The sequence below is a fragment of the Sphingomonas phyllosphaerae FA2 genome, from assembly GCF_000427645.1.
GTDB classification, from domain to species: domain Bacteria; phylum Pseudomonadota; class Alphaproteobacteria; order Sphingomonadales; family Sphingomonadaceae; genus Sphingomonas; species Sphingomonas phyllosphaerae.
Genome location: NZ_KE386571.1, coordinates 1,313,763 through 1,335,623 on the forward strand (window position 1 = coordinate 1,313,763; position 21,861 = coordinate 1,335,623).

Genomic DNA, 21,861 nt, shown 5'->3' on the forward strand with positions numbered 1-21,861 from the left:
GATATCCTTTCCGCATGACGGTGCACGAACGCCTTCGCCCGGGCAAATACCGGTTGACGGTCGAGGATTATCTTCGGCTAGCCGCCGACGGCACCTTCGGCGATCGCCGAACCGAGCTGATCGAGGGAGACATCTGGATCATGAGCCCGGCCTATGCGCCACACGCCCGTATACAGGGCGCGCTCGCATTGGCGGTCGGGTTCGCGTTGGGGCGCGAGACGGGGCTGACGCTGCTGATTGCGCCATCGATCAGGCTATCCGACGACACGATGCCGGAGCCTGACCTGGTGGTAGCGATGGACCACCGGGACGGGGTCCTACCCGGCGCCAAAGTTCGTCTGGCAATCGAGGTTGCCGATAGTACGCTCACCGCCGATCTGACGCTCAAGCAGGCTCTTTACGCCCGGGCGGAAATACCGGAATATTGGGTGGTGGATGTCAAAGGTGCCGTCATCCACCAGCTTTGGCAGCCGTCGGGAAAGGCATATGCCGAACGGCGGGTGGTGGCGTTCGGCGAGACGTTGACGGCGGCGACAATGAGCGAGCTGATCGTCGCGACCGACGGGCTCTGACTTTCGTCTGTCAGCGCTTCGTCGTGGCGCGGCGCCAGTGTCGGGCGAAATACTTACCTGAACGATCGCGGTTCCGATCGCCGCCGCAGGCAACTCTACATCGCACGGTGGCGAGTGAGGGGCGGAGCGCCCGCGCGCCCCACCCCTCACCCAAATCAGCGCGTCAGCTTCTTGTACGCCAGCCGCGTCGGGCGATCGGCGGCGTCGCCCATCCGGCGGCGCTTGTCTTCCTCGTAGCTTTCGTAATTGCCCTCGAACCATTCGACATGGCTGTCGCCCTCGAACGCGAGGATGTGCGTGCACAGGCGATCGAGGAAGAAGCGATCGTGGCTGATGACCACCGCGCAGCCCGCGAACGTCTCCAGCGCCTCTTCGAGCGCGCGCAGCGTCTCGACGTCGAGGTCGTTGGTCGGTTCGTCAAGCAGCAGGACGTTTCCGCCCTCCTTGAGCATCTTGGCCATGTGGACGCGGTTGCGCTCACCGCCCGACAGCTGGCCGACCTTCTTCTGCTGATCCGGCCCGCGGAAATTGAACGCGCCGACATAGGCGCGCGTCCCCAGCTCCTGCTTGCCGAATCGGAAGACCTCCAATTCGTCGGAGATTTCCTGCCAGACGTTCTTGTTCGGATCGAGATCATCGCGGCTCTGGTCGACATAGCCGAGCTTGACGGTCGAGCCGACCTCGATCGTCCCCGCGTCGGGCTGTTCCTGCCCGGTGATCAGCTTGAACAGCGTCGACTTGCCCGCGCCGTTCGGCCCGATCACCCCAACGATACCGCCGGGCGGCAGCGTGAAGTCGAGATTGTCGAACAGCAGCTTGTCGCCATAGGCCTTGGTCAGCCCCTTGGCCTCGATCACCTTGCCGCCGAGGCGTTCGGGAAGCTGGATCAGGATTTGCGCCTTGCCGGCGACGCGATTCTCCTGCTTGGCCATCAGTTCGTCGAACGCGCGGATACGCGCCTTCGACTTGGTCTGGCGCGCCTTGGGTGTCTGACGCATCCACGCCAGCTCGTCGGCGATCGCCTTCTGCTTGCCGGCTTCCTCGCGCTCCTCCTGCTCCAGCCGCTTGGCCTTCTTCTCCAGATAGCCGGAGTAGTTCGACTCGTAGGTGTAATAACGGCCGCGATCCAGCTCGAGCACCCAGTTCACGACATTGTCGAGGAAGTAGCGATCGTGGGTGACGAGGATGACGTTGCCGGTATATTCCTTGAGGAAGTTCTCCAGCCACGACACGCTTTCGGCGTCGAGGTGGTTGGTCGGCTCGTCGAGCAGCAGGATGTCGGGCTTTTCCAGCAGCAGCCGGCACAGCGCCACCCGGCGGCGCTCACCGCCCGACAGCTTGCTGACGTCCGCGTCGCCCGGCGGGCAGCGGAGCGCCTCCATTGCGACCTCTAGCTGATTGTCGAGCGTCCAGCCGTCGACCGCGTCGATCTTGGCTTGAAGATCGCCCATCTCCTCCATCAGCGCGTCGAAGTCGGTGTCGTCCTGCGGATCGCCCATCTCGGCGGAGATGGCGTTGAAGCGATCGACCAGATCGGCGACCGGGCGCACGCCGTCCTTGACGTTGCCCATCACGTCCTTCGACGGATCGAGCTGCGGCTCCTGCGCCAGATAGCCGACGCGGATTCCCTCGGCGGCCCACGCCTCGCCCTGAAACTCGGTGTCCATCCCCGCCATGACCTTCATCAGCGTGGACTTGCCCGCGCCGTTCGGACCGATGATCGCGATCTTCGCGCCCGGGATGAATTGCAGGTGGATGTTGTTGAGAACGGGCTTGTTCGCGCCCGGGAAGGTCTTGGTCAGACCCTTCATGACATAGGTATACTGAACGGCCATCTGGCGCGCGGCTCCGTAAAAGAGAGGGTGCGGCGAAAAAATCGATGGCGCGCATGTAAGCGCAGCCCGCGCCGTTGGCAAACCGCGCTGCGCCAGTTACGCCGCGGGCCATGAAGCATCTTTTCCCGCTGACGCTCGCCCTGCTCCTCGCCGTCCCCGCCGCCGCGCAGCGCACCGCGCCGCCGACGCCGGCCACGGTCGATCCGCAGGTCGCCGCATTGCGCGACGCCGCGCTCAAGGACGACATCGCGTATGACATCGTCGAGGGCCTGACGACCGAGGTCGGGCAGCGGCTGGCCGGCACCGAGGCCGAGGCGCGCGCGCGCGACTGGGCGGTGAAGAAGCTGACCGCGCTCGGCTTCAGCAACGTGCGTGCCGAGCCCTACAAGATGCCGGTGTGGGTGCGCGGCGAGGAAGCCGCCGAGATCGTCGCGCCGGTGCCGCAGAAGCTGACGCTCGCCGCGCTCGGCAATTCGGCGAGCACGGGGCCGAAGGGGCTGACCGCCGAGCTGGTCGTCTTCCCCACCTATACCGAATTTGCCAACGCTCCCGACTCAGCGGTGCGCGGCAAGATCGTCTATATCGGCAATGCGATGCAGCCGACGCAGGATGGGTCGAGCTATGGCAGCAGCGGCCCGGCGCGCTTCACCGGCCCGGCGACCGCCTCGCAAAAGGGCGCGGCGGCGATCGTGATCCGCTCGATCGGCACCGACGCGCATCGGCTGCCGCACACCGGCGTCACCGACTTCCCCGCCGGCGTGAAGCCGATCCCGGCCGCCGCGCTGTCGGCCCCCGATGCAACGCTGATCGAGCGGCTTGCGAAGCGCGGGCAGCCGATCCGCCTCAAGCTGCTGCTGACCCCGAAGATGATCGGGGAGCGCGAGTCGGGCAATGTCATCGCCGAGGTGCCGGGCACCGATCCGGCTGCGGGCGTGGTGCTGGTCGGCGGACACCTCGACAGCTGGGATCTCGGCACCGGCGCGATCGACGATGCCAGCGGGGTCGCGATCACCGCCGCCGCTGCCAAGCGGATCATGGACAGCGGGCAGCGTCCCCGCCGAACGATCCGCGTCGTCTGGTTCGGGGCCGAGGAAGTCGGCGGGTTCGGCGGCGCGGAATATGCCAAGCGCCACGGCACCGAACGGCACGCCACCGCCTCCGAAAGCGATTTCGGCGCCGACCGCATCTGGCGGTTCGAGACGCAATTCCCCGACAGCGCCAAGGCGGTGAGCGCGCGGCTGGCCAGCGCGCTCGCCCCGCTCGGCATCGTCGCGGGCAGCGGCCGCGCGGGCGATGGCACCGACATCGCGCCGACGATCGCGACCGGCGTCGCGGGCATCGACCTCAACCAGTCGGGGCTGCGCTATTTCGATACGCATCATACGCCCGACGACACGCTGGAGCGCGTCGATCCCGAACAATTGCGCCAGAATGTCGCGTCATGGACCACGATGCTGGCGATCGTCGCGAACGCGCCCGAGGAGATCGGGCCCGTGACCCGACCGTGAAGCCCGCATGAAAGCTGCGTCGGAACGGGTCACCGTTCGTCGCAACCTTTCGCAAAGGTGAATTTTGCTTATTGACCCCCCCGGTTGGTAGGGTATTGCGAGGGTTCGCGACGGCGCTGGGGTCGGGCGCGAGTTTTTTTATGTAATGCTTGGGAGCATTCCGATGAAGAAGATCCTGCTCGTTGCCGCCGCCGCTGGCCTGATGTCGGTTGCCGCTTGCTCGAAGTCGCCTGAGGGTTCGGCGGTCGAGAACAACGCCGACATGATGGCGGACAACATGGACGCGATGGCGGCCAACGTTGCCGACATGTCGAACACCACCGCGAACCCGTTCGCCGAGGACAACGCCGAGGCGGTTGCCGAGAACATCCACTCGGCCGCGGACAACGTCCGTGACGCCGGCGAGGACGCCGCGAAGAACATGTAATCGGCTGGAGCCGTGCCGGTGGTCATGAGGAAGTCATTTCCCCTGCTCGCGATCGCGCTTTGCGGCGCATCGGCGTGCAATGACCGGTCCGACACGGCTTCGATCGGTAACAATGCCGAGGCGATGGCCGATGCGCTCGAGCGCAAGGCCAACGCTCTCGACGCAATGGCCGAAGCCGCCGCCAACGACAGTGCCGCCGCGATGCTGGAGGGTGCTGCCGACAATTTCGAGGATCAGGCGGACAATGTCCGCGATCTGGCCGAGGATGGTGCCGCAAAGCGCTGAGCGTTCTGCGGTATGGCGGCGGTAACGCCATTGTCGAGGCGCCTGCGGGCGCCTCTTCTTTTTATGAGGGACCCGCTCCGACGCTTGCACGCGCCGGACGCACGGCCTAGGCCGATCCCCTCACCCGCGTCGGGGAGTGGCGCAGTCTGGTAGCGCGCCTGCTTTGGGAGCAGGATGTCGCAGGTTCGAATCCTGTCTCCCCGACCATTTTTCGATCGCTCCGAATTCGGCAACGTCGACCGGCTTATGCCCTGTCGCGTGAGCCTCTGTCCGTAGTCGTCGGCCGGACGCCAACCGATAGACCATCACCGGATTTCGTCATCCGCGCTCGTTCGGCAACCCCGATAGCTTTGATGTGGAACACCGCGTCTCCCGACCCGCCAAGAGTTAGCGAGGCCCCGGATCAAGTCCGGGACGACGCAGGAAGAACGATCCAGACCGGAAACGACGGCATCTTGGCCTCATACCCTGAATGCCGATCACTTCTGGGGTGTGATCCATTCAACCTGAAGCGTCACCCCGGCGAAAGCCGGGGTCCAGTCGGGGGACGCTGATGATGTGTATCGCGCTCGTTTCGCTGGCATTTCCAACAGAGCTCCAGCCTTTACTGGGACACCGATGGAAGACGGATCAAACCGTAGGACCAATCGTCATTCCAAGGCATGCGAAGGCAGAAGAGCTTTTCACGCGGAGGCGCGGAGGCGCAGGGATGGTTCGCTCGCCGCATCGGAAGTTCGTCCCCTCACGACCTGAAATGACACGGTGACGCGTACCCCACGCGCTACATCTCAGCGCCTTCCGCGCCTTCGGGTGATCCCACTCTTCTTTCGACGTTCAGCGCGCCATGAGTGAAATCGTCGATCAACCTCACGCGCAGGCGCGGCTCAGATCACCCCCGCCTTCATCTGCTTCACCGCATGATCCGCCGCGCGCGCGGTCATCGCCATGAAGGTCAGCGACGGGTTGACGCACGACACCGACGCCATCTGCGCGCCATCGGTGACGAACAGGTTCGCCGCGTCGTGCGCCTGATTCCAGCCATTCAGCACCGAGCTGTTCGGATCGCGCCCCATGCGTGCGCCACCCATTTCATGGATCGCCTCGCCCGGAACGTGCTTGCCGCGTCCGCCGGTGACGTTGGTCAGCCCGGCGCGTCGCAGCATCAGCTGCCCCTGCTCCAAGGCGTCGTCCATCATCTTGATCTCGTTGTCGCGGAACGTCACGTCGAAGCGCAGCAGCGGGGTGCCGAAACGATCGGTCTTGCCGAAGTTCAGCATCACCTTGTTGTCGTCATACGGCAGGCACTCGCCGAAGGCGCCCATCGAGAACCGCCAGGGACCATATTCGCGCATCCCGTGCTTCATGTCGGCACCGAACCCGTCGACCATCGCCGGCTGGCGGAACGCCTGCCCCTGATAGCCATAGCCGCGCTTGAACGGCAGCTGCTCGGACACGAGGTTGCGGAAGCGCGGGACGTAGACGCCGCCCGGTCGCCGTCCATATTCGATCAGGTCGGTCATGCCGGGAATGTCGCCCTGCACGCCGACCCGGAAGATATGGTCCATCACCTGGCTGCCCAGCGCGCCGTTGGAGTGGAACCAGCTGCGCTCGCTGTCCTTCGGCCGCGAGTTGAGCAGGACGTGGAGCGAACTCATCGCCGAGGCGCACAGGAACACCATCCGCGCCTGCACCACCTCGGCGCGCCCGGTCTTGGCGTCGACCATGCGAACGCCGGTGACACGCTTCTTCGCCGGATCATATTCGAGGTTGGTCACCCACGTATCCGACCGCAGCGTCAGCCGCCCGGTCGCGCGCGCCGCCGGCAGCGTCACCGCCTGCGTCGAGAAATATGCGCCGAAGCTGCACCCGTGGCTGCATTGCGAGCGCTTCTGGCAGCGCGTGCGGTTTTGCTCGGGCTTGTCCTCGGTGATGTTGCTGAGGCGCGCGTTGATCAGCTTGCGGCCGGGGAACTCGCCTTCCAGTCGCCCCTTCAGCCACTTCTCCGCCACGTTCATCGGGAATGGCGGCATGAATTCGCTGTCGGGCAGATAATCGAGGTTTTCCTTGCCCCCTGACACGCCGATGTACTTCTCGACATAGCTGTACCACGGCGCGACGTCGTCATAGCGGATCGGCCAGTCGACCCCGACGCCCTCCCGCTTGTTCGCCTCGTAATCGGTCGGTGCCCAGCGGAAGCTCCAGCGGCCCCAGGTCAGCGACTTGCCGCCGACCACCGACGGGCGCACCCAGTTGAACTTGTTGGGCGCGTCATAGTCATAGGGGTTGAGGCGGTCGTTGATGAAGAACGGCTGCGTCGCGGGCGAGACCCAGCCGTTGAGCGCGAAATAGTCGCGCTTGGCAAGCGCGGCGGGCATCCGGTCGCGCGCGGGGGTTTCGTACACCGACTTGCCGTCGAACGGATAATCCTCGCCATGTTCGACCATCCGGCCGCGATCGACCATCAGGACGCGCAGGCCCTTTTCGGTAAGCTCCTTGGCGGCCCACCCGCCGCTGATGCCGGAGCCGATGACGATTGCGTCGAAGCGATCTGTTGCTGCCATGATCTTGAAAGTCCGCCGGATGAATGTTCGGGGAAAGCGGCGGCGCGGCCATGCGCGCCGCATGCGGCTCAGGACGAGAAGATGCGCTTCACCTTCGCATAGGGGTAAGCGCCGTCGTAATCGCCCGGGACCGGCAGATATTCGCGCTCCTTCGTGATCCCTACCTCCGACGTGTAATAACCGGTGAGCACCAGCTGCTTGAACGCCGGGAAGAATTCGCTCGCGCCCGGCAGCTTGTCGTTCATCGCCAGCGTCAGCAGCGCGTCCTGCTGCGCCGCGCTCGCCTTCACCGCCGGCATGCGATAATCGGCCATGCTGCGCGCATCGATCGCCGCGAGGCCGCCCAGGATCGTCCCGCGCTCGTCGTCGATCGCCCAGTCGCCCAGCATATGTTCGATATATTCCGGCACCCCCGCCGCGATCGCGCCCGGCGTGTCGGTGGTCGGGATCACCCGCTCGCTGAGCGCCGCGACCAGGGCGCGTTGCGCCGCGGTGAAGACCGGGGCCGGTGGGCCGGTGTTGATCACCGGATTGGGTTGATAGGCGACGGCCCGGGCCAGCGGCGCGAAGACGCTCGCCCCGAACGCGGCGACCATCCCCGCCAGTGCACCGCGACGATCGATCATCGCGACGCCTCGCGTCCGCGACCTGCGTGAGCGTGCCTCATACCTCTTCCCAACCCGCTTATTTCTCGGACAAACTTATGCTCGCCCCGCCGGCCGCGTCAATGCGCCAATGGTCTAGGGCACTGGCAGGGATGGTGATCGAAATCAGCCGTGGCGTTTTCATCCCGCCAGGCCATTAACCTTATTTCAGCAAGCATTTGTCATGAGGGAGCTACACCCGGATCGCCTGGCGGCTTTACATGGCGGTGCTCCGGTCGATGCCGATCGGTCCCCATGCATCCGGGAAGGAGGTTCTTGATGACGACGCGCGGCCTATCGGTCTGGTTCGGGCTTGGTACCAGCCTTCTGGCCATCCTCGTCGCCGTTGAGCGACCGCACTGGTTCGGTCTGCCCGCCGCCGCCACACCGACGACGCAGACGGCGCGCGCGGCGACGCCGCCCGAACGATCCGCCCCCTGGCTGATCAAGCGCCATACCGACCCCGCGCGCTAATCTGCGCTGATCACGCAGACATTTCGCCCCCCGCCTTGCGAACCGCGCCCTTGCTCTTCTACGGTGGCGCTTCGGGGGTGACGATGAAGCGTTTGGCGATCCTGTTGGGCAGCGTAACCGCGTTGCTCGTGCCGGCCATGAGCGATGCCGCGGTCACGAAAGCGCCGGCACCCGCCACATCGAAGAGCGATCCGCTGACCGGCACCGAGCGGCTGGACGGGTTATTGCCCGTCTATGTCGATCGCAAGGCCGGCCGCATCCTGCTTTCGCTGCCGGCCCCGGCGCGCGACGGAATCGCGGCACGTCTGCTCTACACGAACGCGCTGCGCACCGGGCTCGGCTCGGCGCCGATCGGGCTCGATCGCGCGCAGCCCGGCCCGGCGCAGGTGCTGGTGATCCGGCGGCTCGGCAAGAAGGTCGCGTTCGAGCTGGAGAATCCGCGCTTCCGCGCCACCGGCGCCTCCGCCAGCGAACAGGCCGCCGCGGCGGATGCCTTCGCGACCTCGACGCTGTGGCTGGGCGACGTGATCGACGCGGCAGACGGGCGGATGCTCGTCGACATCGCGCCGTTTCTCGCGCGCGACACCAAGGGCGTGACCGCGCAGCTCAATTCGGCCGGCGAGAAGGGCTGGAAGCTGGTTGACGCGCTCAGCGCCGCCGACACCAATGCCGTCCGCGCCTTCCCGCTCAACCTCGAGTTCGAGGCGCGCCAGACCTATGCCAGCGACACGCCCGGCCCGGAGGTGCGCAACATCGCCCCCGATCCGCGGCAGGTGACGCTGGTCGTCCGCCACAGCTTCGTCGCGCTGCCGCAGCCGGGCTATGTCACCCGCGCCTTCGATCCGCGCGGCGGCAGCTTCTCCACGCAGACCCTTAACTTCGCCGCACCGCTCGGCGGGCAGATCGTCCAGAACCTCGCCAATCGCTTCCGGCTGGAGAAGATCGACCCCGCCGCGCCGCGCTCGCGCGTAAAGAAGCCGATCGTCTTCTACATCGACAATGCCGCGCCGGAGCCGATCCGTACCGCGCTGCTCGAAGGCGCGTCGTGGTGGAAGACGGCGTTCGAGGCAGCCGGCTATATCGACGCCTATCGGGTCGAGATCCTGCCTGCCGATGCCGACCCGCTCGACATCCGCTACAACGTCGTCAACTGGGTCAATCGTGCGACGCGCGGCTGGTCGTATGGCTATGCGGTCAGCGATCCGCGGACGGGCGAGATCCTGAAGGGGTCGGTGCTGCTCGGCTCGCTCCGCGTCCGACAGGACATGCTGATCTACGAGGCGCTGGTCGGCGCGGCGAAGAACGGCACCGGCGGCCCCAACGATCCGGTGCAGGTCGCGCTCGCACGCATCCGGCAACTCGCCGCGCATGAGGTCGGTCATGCGCTGGGGTTGCTCCACAATTTCGCCGGCAGCACGCAGGGCCGCGCCTCGGTCATGGACTATCCCGCCCCGCGCATCGGGCTGGTGGACGGCGCACCCGATCTGTCCGACGCGTATGGCGTGGGTCTGGGCGCGTGGGACAATCACGCGATCGACTGGCTCTACGGCGACCCCGCCGGCACGAACCCGGACGTCGCCGCACGCGCGAAGGCCGACGCGGCGGAGCAGGCCGGCCTGCGCTTCGTCTCGGACGAAAACGCGCGCAGCGTGTCCGCCTCGCAACCGTGGGGCAGCCTATGGGACGACGGCGCCGATCCGGTCGCCGAACTCGATCGCATGATGCAGGTCCGCAGCGCCGCGCTGTCGCGCTTCGGCCCGGCGGCGCTGACCGCCGACGAACCGGTCGCGGCGCTGCGCCGCAAGTTCGTGCCGCTCTGGCTGCTCCACCGCTATCAGGTCGAGGCAGCGGCGAAGGTGCTGGGCGGCGTCACCTCCACCTATGCGGTCGCGAGCGGTGCCGGCATGGAATCCGCCCCTGTCGATGCCGCCGCGCAACGCCGCGCGCTCGACGCGCTGCTCGCCACCCTCGCCCCCGCCGCGCTCGACGTGCCCGATCGCCTGATCGCGCAATCGTCGGCGGGCTGGTCGGGCGAGAGCGACCGCCAGACCGATATCGAGGTGATGCGCACCGCCGGCAGCGCGGCGTTCGACCCGCTGGTCGCGGCGCAAGTCGCCGCGCAGGTCACGCTCGGCGCGATCCTCGCGCCCGAACGCCTCGCGCGCCTCGCCGATCAGCATCGCCGCACCCCCGACGTGCCGGGCGCAGACCTGATCGCGACCCGGTTGCTCGCACTCGCCGACGCCAACGCCTCCGACCCCCGGCTTGATGCGGTCCGCCGCGCGGTCGGCACCCGCATCGTCCTCGCGCTGGCCCGAGCCGCTGCCGCACCCGAGGCGGGCGATGAGGCAGCCAGCGCGATCGATCAAGCGCTGCGCGACTGGGCGGAAAAACAACCGAAGCAACGCTTCCGCGACCCGGCCGACCGCGCCTGGGCGCTGTCGACCGCACGGTTGCTGCTGGGCGATACGCGGCGCGCCGCGGCGCTCGCCGCGCAGGCCGGCGACATCGTCGTACCGCCCGGGATGCCGATCGGCGGCTGAGCGAACGCTTTAGTCGCCCCCGGCCGCGCGCTGCTGCGCCGCACGCTCGGTCAGGGTCTTCAGCGTCTCGTCGAAGCGTCCCTCGCGCTCGGCCTGGCGCAGAAACTGGACCTCGTCGACCAGGATCTCGCGCGGCGTCGGCTGCTGCAGGAACTGCGCCGCCACGGCATCGGCAAACGCTTCCAGCGGCATATAGCCCGGCCGGTGCGCCTGCCCCGGCGTCAGGTCCGTCTGCACGCCCGGCGGCGCCAGCTCGATCACCTCGACCTTGCCCGCCAGCTGGGTGCGCAGCGACACGGTATAGGAATGGATCGCCGCCTTTGTCGCCGAATAGGTCGGCGCCATGACCAGCGGGACATAGGCGAGCCCCGAGGTCACCGTAACGATCGCGGCATCTGGCTGCTGCACCAGATGGTCGGTCAGCGCATTGGTCAGCCGGATCGGGCCCAGGATGTTGATCGCCACCGTCGCCTCCGCATTGGCCAGATCGCGCCGCTGCGTCACGTCCTCGTATTTCATGATCCCGGCATTGTTGAACAGCACGTTCAGCGCGGGAAAGTCCGCCACCACCTGCTTTGCGAACGCGTCGACCGCACCGGCATCCTCGACATCCAGCGTCATGACATGGATGCGCTCACGCCCCGCCGCCGCCTTCTCCAGCGCGTCGCGCCGACGGCCGGCGATGATGACGGTGTCGCCACGGTCGTGGAAACGCTGCGCCAGCGCCTCGCCGATTCCGCTGCCGCCGCCCGTCATCAGGATCGTATTGCCACTCGTCTTCATGCGCGTCGCTCCATCTCGTCTCGCCGGTGCCAACGTCATGAAGTAACGGCGGTTTCGCGTCGCCGCGCCGTTCGTCGCACATCCCGCGCCGGTCGCCGGACGCACCGGCCAGCGGCCACGCCCGCCGGCCTTCCTTGATCGACGTCAGCACGCTAGGTCAGCCTTTCCTTCCCGCCAGCCGCCCGGACCCGATGACCGACCTTCCCTCGACCACCCCCGACGATCTGCGGCCCGGGCTCCGCTTCCTGGCCGGTGGCGGGGCGGCGACCGGGTTGATCCTGGCACGCGACTGGCGCGATCACCCGCTCGGGCTCCCGGAAAACTGGCCGGCTCCGTTCAAGGCGGCGCTCAGCCTCGTGCTCAATTCGCCCGAGTCGATGATCCTGTGCTGGGATGCCGACGAACTGTTCTTCTTTTTCAACGAAACCTACTTCCCGCTGCTCGGCCCGCGGCTTGACTGGGCGATGGGCACGCCGATGCGCGACGTGTGGGCGGATGCCTGGGAACAGGCGCGCCCGATCGTCGACGATGCCTTCGCCGGGCGCAGCCGCCGCTTCGTCGACTTACCCTGGAAGCTGTCCACCGATCGCGGCGCAGCGGATACGTGGTGGAGCTTCTCCTATTCGCGCATTCTCGACGAGCAGGGCGAGCGGGCGGGGCTGTTCATCTTCACCAACGAGACGACGCAGCGCGTGCTCGCCGATCGCGCACTGCTGGAAAGCCGGGCGCAACTGGTGCGCCTCAATGCCGACCTTGCCGAACAGGTCGCGCAACGTACCGCCGAGCGCGACCGGATGTGGAACGCCTCGCCCGACCTGATGGTGGTGGTGTCGACGGATGGTCGCTATCTGGCGGTCAATCCCGCGTGGACCGACATTCTCGGCTATCAGCCTGCCGAGCTGCTCGGGATCGATGCGTTGTCGCTGGTTCATCCCGAGGATCTGCCCGCGGCGGTCGAGGCGCTGGCCGCCGCGCAGGCCGGCACGATGCCGACCTTCGAGACACGCTTCCGCCATCACGACGGCAGCTACCGCTGGTTGCAATGGGTTGCCGCCCCTGGCGAGGCGGAGGTCTTCGCGATCGGCCGCCATGTCACAGAGGCGAAGGAGGCCGCCGAACAACTGAAACGCGCCACCGAACAACTCAGCCAGGCGCAGAAGATGGAGGCGATCGGCCAGCTCACCGGCGGCGTCGCCCATGATTTTAACAACCTGCTGACGATCATTCGCGGCTCGGTCGAGCTGTTGCGCCGGCCCGATCTCGCGCCCGACAAGCGCGATCGCTATGTCGAGGCGATTGGCGAAACCGCCACGCGCGCTACCAAGCTGACCGGGCAATTGCTCGCCTTCGCCCGGCGTCAGGCGCTGACCCCGGAATTGCTCGATGTCGGTGTCGCAGTCGGCGAGATCGCCGAGATGGTGCAGACGCTGATCGGCGCGCGTGTGGCGTTGCATGTCGAGGCGCCGGCAATGCCGTGCCTCGCCGAAATCGACCGCAGCCAGTTCGAGACCGCGCTCGTCAACCTCGCGATCAACGCGCGCGACGCGATGGAGGGTCAGGGCATGTTGCGGGTCGCGATCGCGCCGGTCGGCGAAATCCCGTCGCTACGGGGCCACCACGGCGTCAGCGGCGAGTTCGTCGCGGTCGCGGTGATCGACGATGGCGCGGGCATCCCACCCGAGGCGCTGCCGCATATCTTCGAGCCGTTCTTCACCACCAAGGGTGTCGGTAAGGGCACCGGGCTGGGGCTTAGCCAGGTGATCGGGTTCGCCAAGCAATCCGGCGGCGACATCAGCGTCACCAGTGAACCCGGCCAGGGCACCACCTTCACGCTCTATCTTCCGCGGGTGACCGAAGGTCGCGCCGCGGCCGATCGAAGCGAGGAGGACGGACCCGCCGATGGCCAGGGCGCCTATGTCCTGCTGATCGAGGATAATGAGGAAGTCGGGCAATTCGCCACCGCGGCGCTCAACGAGCTTGGTTATCGCAGCCTGCTGGCGACCAACGCCTATGATGCGCTGTCGATTCTGGAGACCGATGCCGCGCGGTTCGACGTCGTGTTCTCCGACGTGGTGATGCCGGGCATGAACGGGGTCGAATGCGCGACGCGCATTCGCGAACGTCATCCCGCGCTGCCGATCGTGTTGACCAGCGGCTATGCGCATGTCCTCGCCGAAAACTGGCAGCACGGCTTCGAGCTGCTGCACAAACCCTATTCGATGGAGCAACTGTCCCGCACGCTGCGCCGCGCTGTGGCACGCGGCGCACGCGCCCGGGGCGAGTAGGGATGACTCGCCGATCGTCATTGCGACCCCGGCGAAGGCCAGGGGAAGCAATCCAGGGCGTCCTGATCCAACTCTGGATTGCTTCACTACGCTCGCAATGACGAAGCGAGATGACATCATCCCCCCTACCGGCGCAGCGATCGACCGACCGCCATCGCAAGCGAACGGAACCCTGCCCCTCCGCTCGCGTCTCGCTATCGAACGAAGGGACCGGCGTGAGCGAAACGAAACCAAAAAGCTGGCGCGACAATATCGTGCTGTTCGGCGCGCTGGCTGCGAACCTGGGCATCGCGGTGGCCAAGTTCATCGCGGCGGCGATCACCGGATCGTCGTCGATGCTGACCGAGGGCGTGCACTCGGTGGTGGACAGCGGCAATCAGGTGCTGTTGCTCTACGGCCAGCGCCGCGCCCGCCGCCCCGCGGATGCCGCGCACCCGTTCGGTTATGGCCGCGAGCTGTATTTCTGGGCGTTCGTCGTGGCGATCCTGATCTTCGCGATCGGTGCGGGCGTGTCGATCTACGAAGGCTATCTCCACGTCATGGAGCCGGAGCCGCTCGTCGATCCGCTCGTCAATTACATCGTGCTCGGCATCGCCACGTTGATGGAAGGCGCGTCGTGGACGATCGCGATGCGCGAATTCAACCAGACCCGTGGTGAGGTGGGCTGGTGGCAGGCGATCCACGACTCGAAGGACCCGGCCGGGTTCATGGTGCTGTTCGAGGATAGCGCCGCGCTGATCGGCCTTGTCGTGGCGGCGATCGGCGTATGGTGCAGCCATTATTTCAACAATCCGCGGCTGGACGGTGTCGCCTCGATCGTGATCGGCGCGCTGCTTGCCGCGGTCGCCGTGCTTCTCGCCCGCGAGGCTAAGGGACTGCTGATCGGCGAGCGGGCCGACCCGGCGGTGATCGCCCGCGCCCGCGCGATCGTCGCCGCGCATCCCGGCATCAGCGCGGTCAATCACGTCCGCACCGTCCACACCGCGCCGGACATCGTCTTCGCCGCGATCAGCGCCGATTTCGACGATCACCTGTCGATGGGCGCAGCCGAAGCGCTGATCGAGACGATCGAGACCGAGTTGCGCACCACGCTGCCGCAACTCAAATCGATCTACATTCGCCCTGAGAAAACCGCGGATGCGGTGACGTTCTGACGATCGATCAAGCGCCTTTTCGCGCCGCCGCAAACAGCCGTGCGAACGCGTCCGTATCGATCACCCCCACCGCGAGCCGCGAGCCAGCCAGATAGCCCGGCGTGCCCGGCAAGCCGATCGACGCCGCCTCGGCCGCGTGTCGACGAAGCTGTGCATCGATCCGCCCGCCCTGCCCCGCCAGATTCCCCATGACGCGCGACCAGTCGCCCCCGGACGCCTGAACGGCGGCGCGCAACTGCGCGCTGTCGAGCGTGCCCGGCGCGGTCATCAGCCGGCGGTGCACCTCGGGATAGATGCCCTGTGCCGCGCCGGCGAGCGCAACCCGCGCTGCGGCCACCGAGGCTGCGCCGAAGATCGGCCAATCCTTGAACAACAACCGTACATCGCCGTCTTTTGCGGCCGCCTCGGTCAACGCCGGAAAGCCGTGGCGGCATGCCGGGCAGCGGTAATCGCTGAACACTGCCAACCGCAGCGAGGCACCGGCCGGGCCAATCGCCGGCGCCTCCGGGTCATCGAGGATCGCCGCCACTGCCCCTGACGCACCCACGTCGCGGCCGACCGGTGCGGTTCGGGAAAGCACGCGGCCCAGCGCCCAACCCGCGCCGCCCGCCAGGCCGAGCGTCAGCAGCGCGCGACGCTCGATCCCGAAGGCCGGGCGACGCGGGGCAGGTTCGGTCACCGCGATGCCGTCGCCGGCGTGTAGAAGGCGAGCGCGTGGCCACCGAAGATGCCGTCGCTCGCCGTCGGACAGTGCCGCGCGACATAAGCGGCGATCACATCATGCACCGCGCCATAATCAGCCGCGAGCAGGCAGACCGGCCAGTCCGATCCCCACATCAGCCGCTCCGGCCCGAACGACGCAAAGACGTGGTCGAGATAGCGTTCGAGATCGTCCGCGGACCACCCCACGTGATCCGCCTCGGTGACCAGCCCCGACACCTTGCACATCACGCCCGGACACGCCGCAGCGGCCCTCAACCGCTCCGCCCACGGCTGCCATCCGCCCGCCGCGATCGCGGGCTTGGCGGCGTGGTCGAGCACGAAGCGCCCCGCCCCGACCCGGTCGAGGAACGCCGGTACCGTCGCGAGCTGGCGATGGTCGACGAGCAGATCGTAGCTCAGCCCCCGAGCGGCGAGGGCTCCCACGCCTCGGACGAATTCGTCGCCCAGCAGGAAATCTGCGTCGGGCTCGTCCTGCACGATATGGCGATAACCGACCAGCAACGGCGCGGCGTCGGCCGCCAGCCGCTCGGCGATATCGTCGGCGCGCAGATCGATCCAGCCGACGACGCCGCAGATTGCCGCACAATTCGTCGCCGCGTCCAGCAGCATCTGCGTTTCTTCGGGCACCTGTCGCGCCTGCACCGCGATTGCGCCTGCTATTTTCCGCGTTGCCAGCGCACCCGTCAGCATTTCCGGATTGAAATCGCGCGCGATCGCGCTCCCTGGGTCGATCCAGCCGAACGCCGCCTCGTCGTAGCGCCAAAGATGATGATGTGCGTCGATGCGCGGCGTCTGGGTCACATGCTGTCCTTCAATCCGCGGGATGATGCCCCAGCGTCAATGAGATACGTGCCGCCGCCGCCTGTAACAGCCCGGCGACCGCATCCAGCTTCACGCGCTGTGACCCGTCGATCAGCTCCAGATACGGCACCGTCAACGCCCCCACGATCTCGCCACTGAACGCGAAAACCGGATAACTGACGTCGGTAACGCCTTGAGTTACCGGGCTTTGTCGCCGATCGAACCCTTGCCGCCGCACGATCGCTAGCCGCTCCTCGAGCCACGCCATGTCGACCGGCTTGCCCTGCGCCGCCGCCGCCTGCGCGACGATCCGCGTCACCCGCTGCGGCGAGGAAAAGGCCATCAGCACCTGCCCCGAACAGCTGCGGATCATGTCGATCGCCGCGCCCAGCCGCAGGGAAAAGCCCCGCATTCCAGGGTTTTCCTCGCGGGCGATCACCAGTCCATAGGCGCCGTTCGGCACGACGAAATGGCAGGATTGCTCGGTCTCGGCGGCGAGTTGCTGCATCTCCGGCGTCGCCGCACGCGTCAGGTTCTGCGCCGGCGTCGCGCGATAGGCGAGGTCGAGGATCTTGTAAGACACGGTATAGCGGTCATTAATTGGCGAGCGTTGCAGGTAACCGATCTGCTCCATCACCACGACGATCCGGAACAGCTCCCCCACCGATCGGCCGAGCGCCGCGGCCATGTCGGTGACCAGCGCACCCTGCGGATAGGCGGACAGCAAGTCGAGGATCTCGAACGCCTTTTCCAGCGCGGGCGCGGCATAGATGGTCTGTTTCGGCCGCGCCTCACCCTCCGCGTCGGCCGGTTTACGCGCGCGCGCCATCGGCGTCAGGCCCGCACGCGGGCGCGGACCGCATAGGTCAACACCACGAGGAAACACGCCGCCGGCACCAGCATCGCCGCCGCGATTCCGGCGCGATCCGAGACGAAGCCGATCACCCCGGTCAGCACCGCTCCGCCAATGATCGCCATGATGATGAGCGACGAGCCAAGCCGCCGCAGCGGCCCGAGCGTCTCCACCCCCAGCGCGAAGATCGTCGGAAACTGGATCGACATGAAGAAGCTCGCCGCCACAAGAGCATACAGCCCGATCGTTCCGCCGACCAGGGCCGCGGTTGCTGCGAGCAGCGCAGACACGCCTGCGAAGATCGCGAGCAACCGCGCCGGTGCGATCCACGTCATCAACGTCGTGCCGACGAACCGCCCGCCCGCGAACAGCAGCAACGAAACGAACAGCATGTCCGCGCCCTGCCGCTCATTCCAGCCAAGCGCACCCTGCGCATAACGGATCGTATAGCTCCACAGTCCCACCTGCGCGCCGACGTAGAAGAATTGCGCGATCACCGCGCCGATCAGCCGCGGGTGGCGCAGCAGGTCGGCGAAGCGCTGCGTCTTCGCGTCCTCCGGCACGTCGCGAACGGCAGTAGTGCGCGGGAAAGCGGTCAGCGCGGCGGCGCAGGCGAACAGCAGCACGATCGCCGCGATCGCCAGATAAGGCGTTGCAACGGCCTGGACTTCGTTGCGGTAGAAGGCGGCGCGCGCCGCAGCGTTCATCCCCGCGAGCGTCGCCTCGTCATGCTCGATCCCCGACAGGATGAAGTTGCGCCCGATCAGGATGCCGGTGATCGCACCGAACGGATTGGCAGCCTGCGCCCAGTTGAGCCGCCGCGTCGCGGTCGCAGGATCGCCGAGTTCGGTCATCAGCGGATTGGCGGAGGTTTCGAGAAACGCCAGCCCCGCGGCAATCACGAACAGCGCGAACAGGAACAGCTGATAGGCGCTGATCGCCGCCGCCGGATAGAAGAGCAGTGCGCCCAGACCATAAAGTGACAGGCCAGTGACGATCGCCGCCTTGTACCCAAAGCGACGCAGCACGAACGACGCCGGGATCGCGAACACGAAATAGCCGAGATAGAACACCTGCTGCACGAAGCTGGTGCCGAAATCCGACAGCGTGAACGCCTTCTTGAACTGTGCGATCAGAATATCGTTGAGATTGTTCGCCATTCCCCACAGGAAGAACAGCGAGGTGGTGATGACGAGCGCCGGCACCCAGCGCTCCGCGCCGCCCGGCTCGCGCGCATGATCCGCGCGGGGATGATCCTCCAGCGGAGGGGAGCCTTGCCACGCCATTTGCCGTCATCCTCTTTTTCGCTGAGCCGGGTCGTCGCGCCCGCGCTTCGTCAGAACGTCACGATCGCCTTCAGAACATGGTCCGCCTCGGCGATCAACCTCGGCATCCGCTCCGGCAAGTCGTCGGCGTCGATGCTATGCGTATGGAGCGCGTTCGTGGGAATGTCGCCGCTGCGGATCGCGGCGAGCACGCGCGCGAAGTCGCTCGCCAGTGCGTTGCGGCTCGCGATCAGCGTCGTCTCGCGGCGGTGGAATTCGGGATCGGCGAAGATCAGCTCGTCGGGAACGACGCTGACCAGCACGTAACTGCCGCCATTCGCGACATAGTCGAGCCCCTTGCGCATCGCATGGATGTTGCCGGTCGCATCGAACACACAGTCGAAAAAGTCGCCTTCGGTACGCGCCGACAGCGCATCGCGAATGCCGTCATCGACGGTGACGACGTCATCGAACCCGAGCCGCGAACGCGCGTATTCGAGCCGTGACGCCCGCGTGTCGATGATCGTCACCCGCGCCCCATCGAGCCGCGCGAACAGCGACACCGCAATCCCGATCGGCCCCGCGCCCGCGACCAGCACGCGATCACCGGGTGACAGCTTAGCGCGCGCCACTGCATGTGCGCCGATCGCGAGGAACTCGACCATCGCCGCTTGGTCGAGCGTCAGGTCGTCTGCCGGGATCACGGCGCGCTCGGGCACCGCGATCACGTCCTGCATCCCGCCATCGGTGTGAACGCCAAGTACCGCAATCCGCGTGCAGCAATTCGGCTTGGCCTTACGGCACGCAATGCAGATGCCGCACGCCAGATAGGGGTTGATCGTCACCCGCTGTCCGACACGCAGCGCCGACCCATCCGGCACCGCCGCGATCTCGCCCGCCAGCTCGTGCCCCATCACGCGCGGATAGGAGAGGAACGGCTGGTTGCCCGCGAAGATATGATAATCGGTACCGCACAGTCCGACGCGGCGCATCCGCACCAGCACCTCGCCCGCCGCCACATGCGGCGGTTCACGCTCGACGCGTTCGAGCGCAAACGGCTCGCGGCACACAATCGCGCGCATAGCTAAGGTCCTCTTCCTAATCTGCTTTCATATATGAGACCTTGTTCACCAACAGGCAACATCAAGATGGCCAGTAGGCCGATGCCGGTCGCCGCACCAGAGGACGCAGGTGGCTGCGCCCCGGCCCTATCCCATCCGCTCGCGCACCACCTGCTCCAGCACGGTCAGCGGCATCGCGCCGAGCGTCAGCACGCGGTGGAATTCCTTCGGGTCCCATTTTGCCCCCGCCTTGCGCATCGCCTCGTCGCGCAGCCGCGTCCAGACGGTGTGGCCGATCTTGTAGCTGCACGCCTGCCCCGGCCAGACCGTGTAGCGGTCGATCTCTCCCTGGCTGCGCCCGCGCGCGATCCCGGTGGTGGCGATCAGATAATTGGTCGCTTTCTCGCGGCTCCAGCGCTTGGCGTGCATGCCCGAATCGACCACCAGCCGCGTCGCGCGGAACAGCAGGGATTGGAGATAGCCGACCTGCCCGAGCGGATCTCCGTCATACATCCCCATCTCATCGGCAAGCTGTTCCGAATAGAGCGCCCAGCCCTCCGAATAGCCCGAATAGAAGCCGCGCCGCCGGATCAGCGGAATGTCCTGGCTCTCCAGCGCCGACATCACTTGTAGATGATGCCCGGGCACCGCCTCGTGATAGCTGAGAGTCGCCAGCCCGAACTTGGGCCGGTCGAACGTGTCGCGCAGGTTAATGAAGTAGATCGCCGGCCGCGACCCGTCGAGCGACGCGGACTGGTAATAGCCGCCCGGCGCCCCCGCCTGGATCGCCTCGGGCACGCGGCGCACCTCGACCGGCGCGCGCGGCAGGATCGCGAATTGCTCGGGCAGCCGCTTTGTCATCGCCGCGACCTGCGCGCGGAGTTGTTCGAGCAGCGCCTCGCGCCCCGGATCGGTGTTCGGATAGAGCTGATCCGGGCGCTTGTTGAGCGCGACCAGCCGCTCGCCGACCGTCCCCTGCGCCATCCCCTGCTTGCGCAGGATGCCGTCAATCCGCGCGCCTATTTCCGCGACCTGCGCCAGTCCGAGCCGGTGGATCTCGTCGCCGGTCATGTCGGTGGTGGTCGCCGCACTCGCCGCCGCGGCATAATAGGCTTCGCCATCGGGCAGCCGCCACACGCCGGCATCGTGCACCGCCCGTCCGCGCAACTCGGTCACCAACGCACGCTGGCGGTCGAGCGCCGGGAAGACGCGTTCGGTCATCAGCTTGACCACCGCCGCCGCGCGGTCATCGGGCAGATTCGCCGCCTTCAGCTTGGCGGCGATGTCGGTCGCGGGGCCGGTCGCATCGGCCGCCTTGTCGCGCACCGCCGCGAGTTGCTTGAGCGTGGTGTCGAGGATGTAGTCGGGCGCGAACACGCCTTTGCCCGCATCCGCCCGCTGCCGCTCGGTTTCGGCGTCGATCACCGGCCCCCAGGCCGCGACGCGCGCGACATAAGCGTCGGCGTCGGCGGCATCGCGCACGCGGTGCTGGTTGGCGAGGAAGTCGGGCACATCGCGATACGCGCCGGTCAGCTGCGTCAGGACATAGGGCGCGTACCGCCCCGCGCTCGCGCCATAATCGTAGCGCTCGCCGGCGAGCATCCGGTCGATGCTATAGGCGACAATATCATAGTCTAGCCGCGCCGCATCGCCGAGCGCATCGCGCGGGATCGCCCGCAACGCCGCGCGTTCGGCACGGGCGCGGGCGAAATCGCGCAGCTCCCCGGCGCGGCTCGCGTCCGACAGCCGCGACTTCAGCGGCGCGCGCGCACCGGTGTCGAGCCCGAGCGACGTCGCCTGCTCTGGGCTTTCATCGAGCCGCGCATAGAAGAAGCGATCGAGCAAGGCGCGCAAGTCGGCATCGCGCGATCCGGCTCTCGCGGCGGCGGTCGCGGCGCGCGGAATGCTGGCAAGCGCCGCCGCGGCGCTGGCGGAGGCGAGAAACTGGCGACGACGCATGCGAACTCCCGATCTGGTTATGGCAGCCAGACTGACGTTCGCACCGGACTTTGTCGAGCGCGGGCAGCCGCTTGCTCGGCCATCCGCATTTTTGAGGTCACAAAGGGCGACAAAGCCCGCCGCGCCTG

18 protein-coding genes and 1 tRNA gene are annotated in these 21,861 nt (G+C 67.0%); 9 read left to right on the forward strand and 10 right to left on the reverse strand.

All coding sequences use genetic code 11. The features are described from left to right. The first annotated feature begins 14 nt into the window (after positions 1-14). Positions 15-572, forward strand: a complete 558-nt coding sequence (locus SPHPH_RS0106595; protein ID WP_028965982.1) for a Uma2 family endonuclease — start codon at positions 15-17, stop codon at positions 570-572. Between the two features lie 155 nt (positions 573-727). Here the strand turns inward: SPHPH_RS0106595 and ettA are convergent, their stop codons facing one another. Beyond that, a complete protein-coding gene (ettA, locus tag SPHPH_RS0106600) occupies positions 728-2,407 on the reverse strand; it encodes an energy-dependent translational throttle protein EttA (RefSeq protein ID WP_028965983.1) in 1,680 nt (559 codons plus the stop codon). Between the two features lie 110 nt (positions 2,408-2,517). On the opposite strand from ettA, the gene SPHPH_RS0106605 reads away from it, so the two are divergent. The 4 genes from SPHPH_RS0106605 to SPHPH_RS0106620 all read left to right on the forward strand — a co-directional run bounded on the left by SPHPH_RS0106605 (position 2,518) and on the right by SPHPH_RS0106620 (position 4,834). Continuing rightward, a complete protein-coding gene (locus tag SPHPH_RS0106605; protein ID WP_028965984.1) occupies positions 2,518-3,915 on the forward strand; it encodes a M20/M25/M40 family metallo-hydrolase in 1,398 nt (465 codons plus the stop codon). A gap of 163 nt (positions 3,916-4,078) precedes the next feature. Beyond that, on the forward strand, positions 4,079-4,342 hold the full coding sequence (locus SPHPH_RS0106610; protein WP_028965985.1) for a hypothetical protein: 264 nt from the start codon (positions 4,079-4,081) through the stop codon (positions 4,340-4,342). A gap of 24 nt (positions 4,343-4,366) precedes the next feature. Further along, positions 4,367-4,627, forward strand: a complete 261-nt coding sequence (locus SPHPH_RS0106615; protein ID WP_037488212.1) for a hypothetical protein — start codon at positions 4,367-4,369, stop codon at positions 4,625-4,627. A gap of 130 nt (positions 4,628-4,757) precedes the next feature. Continuing rightward, a tRNA-Pro gene (locus SPHPH_RS0106620) sits at positions 4,758-4,834 on the forward strand. Between the two features lie 677 nt (positions 4,835-5,511). Here the strand turns inward: SPHPH_RS0106620 and SPHPH_RS0106625 are convergent. Both SPHPH_RS0106625 and SPHPH_RS0106630 read right to left on the reverse strand, forming a co-directional pair. Then, complete coding sequence (locus SPHPH_RS0106625) at positions 5,512-7,188, reverse strand: GMC oxidoreductase (protein WP_028965987.1); 1,677 nt, start codon at positions 7,186-7,188, stop codon at positions 5,512-5,514. Positions 7,189-7,256: 68 nt separating this feature from the next. Continuing rightward, positions 7,257-7,814, reverse strand: coding sequence for a gluconate 2-dehydrogenase subunit 3 family protein (locus tag SPHPH_RS0106630; protein WP_028965988.1), 558 nt, complete (start codon positions 7,812-7,814; stop codon positions 7,257-7,259). 297 nt (positions 7,815-8,111) lie between these two features. Between SPHPH_RS0106630 and SPHPH_RS0106635 the strand changes: the two genes are divergently transcribed. Both SPHPH_RS0106635 and SPHPH_RS0106640 read left to right on the forward strand, forming a co-directional pair. After that, positions 8,112-8,306, forward strand: coding sequence for a hypothetical protein (locus SPHPH_RS0106635; RefSeq protein ID WP_028965989.1), 195 nt, complete (start codon positions 8,112-8,114; stop codon positions 8,304-8,306). A gap of 83 nt (positions 8,307-8,389) precedes the next feature. Then, on the forward strand, positions 8,390-10,849 hold the full coding sequence (locus SPHPH_RS0106640; protein WP_051273232.1) for a zinc-dependent metalloprotease: 2,460 nt from the start codon (positions 8,390-8,392) through the stop codon (positions 10,847-10,849). A 9-nt stretch (positions 10,850-10,858) separates the two neighbouring features. On the opposite strand, the gene SPHPH_RS0106645 is transcribed toward SPHPH_RS0106640, so the two are convergent. Next, positions 10,859-11,632, reverse strand: a complete 774-nt coding sequence (locus SPHPH_RS0106645; RefSeq protein ID WP_028965991.1) for an SDR family oxidoreductase — start codon at positions 11,630-11,632, stop codon at positions 10,859-10,861. 191 nt (positions 11,633-11,823) lie between these two features. Here SPHPH_RS0106645 and SPHPH_RS19085 point away from each other — a divergent pair, with 191 nt between their 5' ends. Together SPHPH_RS19085 and SPHPH_RS0106655 are read left to right on the forward strand one after the other, a co-directional pair. After that, positions 11,824-13,917 (forward strand): hybrid sensor histidine kinase/response regulator, encoded by a 2,094-nt coding sequence (locus tag SPHPH_RS19085; RefSeq protein ID WP_051272876.1) that lies wholly within the window; start codon positions 11,824-11,826, stop codon positions 13,915-13,917. Positions 13,918-14,132: 215 nt separating this feature from the next. Next, positions 14,133-15,071: a cation diffusion facilitator family transporter gene (locus tag SPHPH_RS0106655; protein WP_028965992.1), complete on the forward strand. Its 939-nt coding sequence runs from the start codon at positions 14,133-14,135 to the stop codon at positions 15,069-15,071. A 7-nt stretch (positions 15,072-15,078) separates the two neighbouring features. Here SPHPH_RS0106655 and SPHPH_RS0106660 read toward each other — a convergent pair whose 3' ends face one another. The 6 genes from SPHPH_RS0106660 to SPHPH_RS0106685 form a co-directional block, all read right to left on the reverse strand. Further along, positions 15,079-15,750 carry a DsbA family protein gene (locus SPHPH_RS0106660; protein WP_238302933.1) on the reverse strand — a complete coding sequence of 224 codons (672 nt, stop codon included), beginning with the start codon at positions 15,748-15,750 and terminating at the stop codon, positions 15,079-15,081. Continuing rightward, positions 15,747-16,595 (reverse strand): amidohydrolase family protein, encoded by an 849-nt coding sequence (locus SPHPH_RS0106665; protein WP_037488216.1) that lies wholly within the window; start codon positions 16,593-16,595, stop codon positions 15,747-15,749. Before SPHPH_RS0106665 ends, SPHPH_RS0106660 begins: the two co-directional genes overlap by 4 nt. Positions 16,596-16,605: 10 nt before the next feature. Further along, complete coding sequence (locus SPHPH_RS0106670; RefSeq protein WP_028965995.1) at positions 16,606-17,424, reverse strand: IclR family transcriptional regulator; 819 nt, start codon at positions 17,422-17,424, stop codon at positions 16,606-16,608. A gap of 5 nt (positions 17,425-17,429) precedes the next feature. Further along, entirely contained in the window at positions 17,430-18,734 is a 1,305-nt protein-coding gene (gene fucP / locus SPHPH_RS0106675; RefSeq protein ID WP_081668539.1) for an L-fucose:H+ symporter permease, read from the reverse strand. 50 nt (positions 18,735-18,784) lie between these two features. Next, complete coding sequence (locus tag SPHPH_RS0106680; RefSeq protein WP_028965997.1) at positions 18,785-19,795, reverse strand: zinc-binding alcohol dehydrogenase family protein; 1,011 nt, start codon at positions 19,793-19,795, stop codon at positions 18,785-18,787. A 126-nt stretch (positions 19,796-19,921) separates the two neighbouring features. After that, entirely contained in the window at positions 19,922-21,733 is a 1,812-nt protein-coding gene (locus tag SPHPH_RS0106685) for a DUF885 domain-containing protein (protein WP_028965998.1), read from the reverse strand. Between the last annotated feature and the right edge of the window lie 128 nt (positions 21,734-21,861).

What these genes read in the sequence shown, in the direction of transcription:
- SPHPH_RS0106595 (WP_028965982.1), top strand. Translation starts at nt 15, where the DNA reads ATGACGGTGCACGAACGCCTTCGCCCGGGCAAATACCGGTTGACGGTC.
- ettA (WP_028965983.1), bottom strand. Translation starts at nt 2,407, where the DNA reads ATGGCCGTTCAGTATACCTATGTCATGAAGGGTCTGACCAAGACCTTC.
- SPHPH_RS0106605 (WP_028965984.1), top strand. Translation starts at nt 2,518, where the DNA reads ATGAAGCATCTTTTCCCGCTGACGCTCGCCCTGCTCCTCGCCGTCCCC.
- SPHPH_RS0106610 (WP_028965985.1), top strand. Translation starts at nt 4,079, where the DNA reads ATGAAGAAGATCCTGCTCGTTGCCGCCGCCGCTGGCCTGATGTCGGTT.
- SPHPH_RS0106615 (WP_037488212.1), top strand. Translation starts at nt 4,367, where the DNA reads ATGAGGAAGTCATTTCCCCTGCTCGCGATCGCGCTTTGCGGCGCATCG.
- SPHPH_RS0106625 (WP_028965987.1), bottom strand. Translation starts at nt 7,188, where the DNA reads ATGGCAGCAACAGATCGCTTCGACGCAATCGTCATCGGCTCCGGCATC.
- SPHPH_RS0106630 (WP_028965988.1), bottom strand. Translation starts at nt 7,814, where the DNA reads ATGATCGATCGTCGCGGTGCACTGGCGGGGATGGTCGCCGCGTTCGGG.
- SPHPH_RS0106635 (WP_028965989.1), top strand. Translation starts at nt 8,112, where the DNA reads ATGACGACGCGCGGCCTATCGGTCTGGTTCGGGCTTGGTACCAGCCTT.
- SPHPH_RS0106640 (WP_051273232.1), top strand. Translation starts at nt 8,390, where the DNA reads ATGAAGCGTTTGGCGATCCTGTTGGGCAGCGTAACCGCGTTGCTCGTG.
- SPHPH_RS0106645 (WP_028965991.1), bottom strand. Translation starts at nt 11,632, where the DNA reads ATGAAGACGAGTGGCAATACGATCCTGATGACGGGCGGCGGCAGCGGA.
- SPHPH_RS19085 (WP_051272876.1), top strand. Translation starts at nt 11,824, where the DNA reads ATGACCGACCTTCCCTCGACCACCCCCGACGATCTGCGGCCCGGGCTC.
- SPHPH_RS0106670 (WP_028965995.1), bottom strand. Translation starts at nt 17,424, where the DNA reads ATGGCGCGCGCGCGTAAACCGGCCGACGCGGAGGGTGAGGCGCGGCCG.
- fucP (WP_081668539.1), bottom strand. Translation starts at nt 18,734, where the DNA reads ATGGCGTGGCAAGGCTCCCCTCCGCTGGAGGATCATCCCCGCGCGGAT.
- SPHPH_RS0106680 (WP_028965997.1), bottom strand. Translation starts at nt 19,795, where the DNA reads ATGCGCGCGATTGTGTGCCGCGAGCCGTTTGCGCTCGAACGCGTCGAG.
- SPHPH_RS0106685 (WP_028965998.1), bottom strand. Translation starts at nt 21,733, where the DNA reads ATGCGTCGTCGCCAGTTTCTCGCCTCCGCCAGCGCCGCGGCGGCGCTT.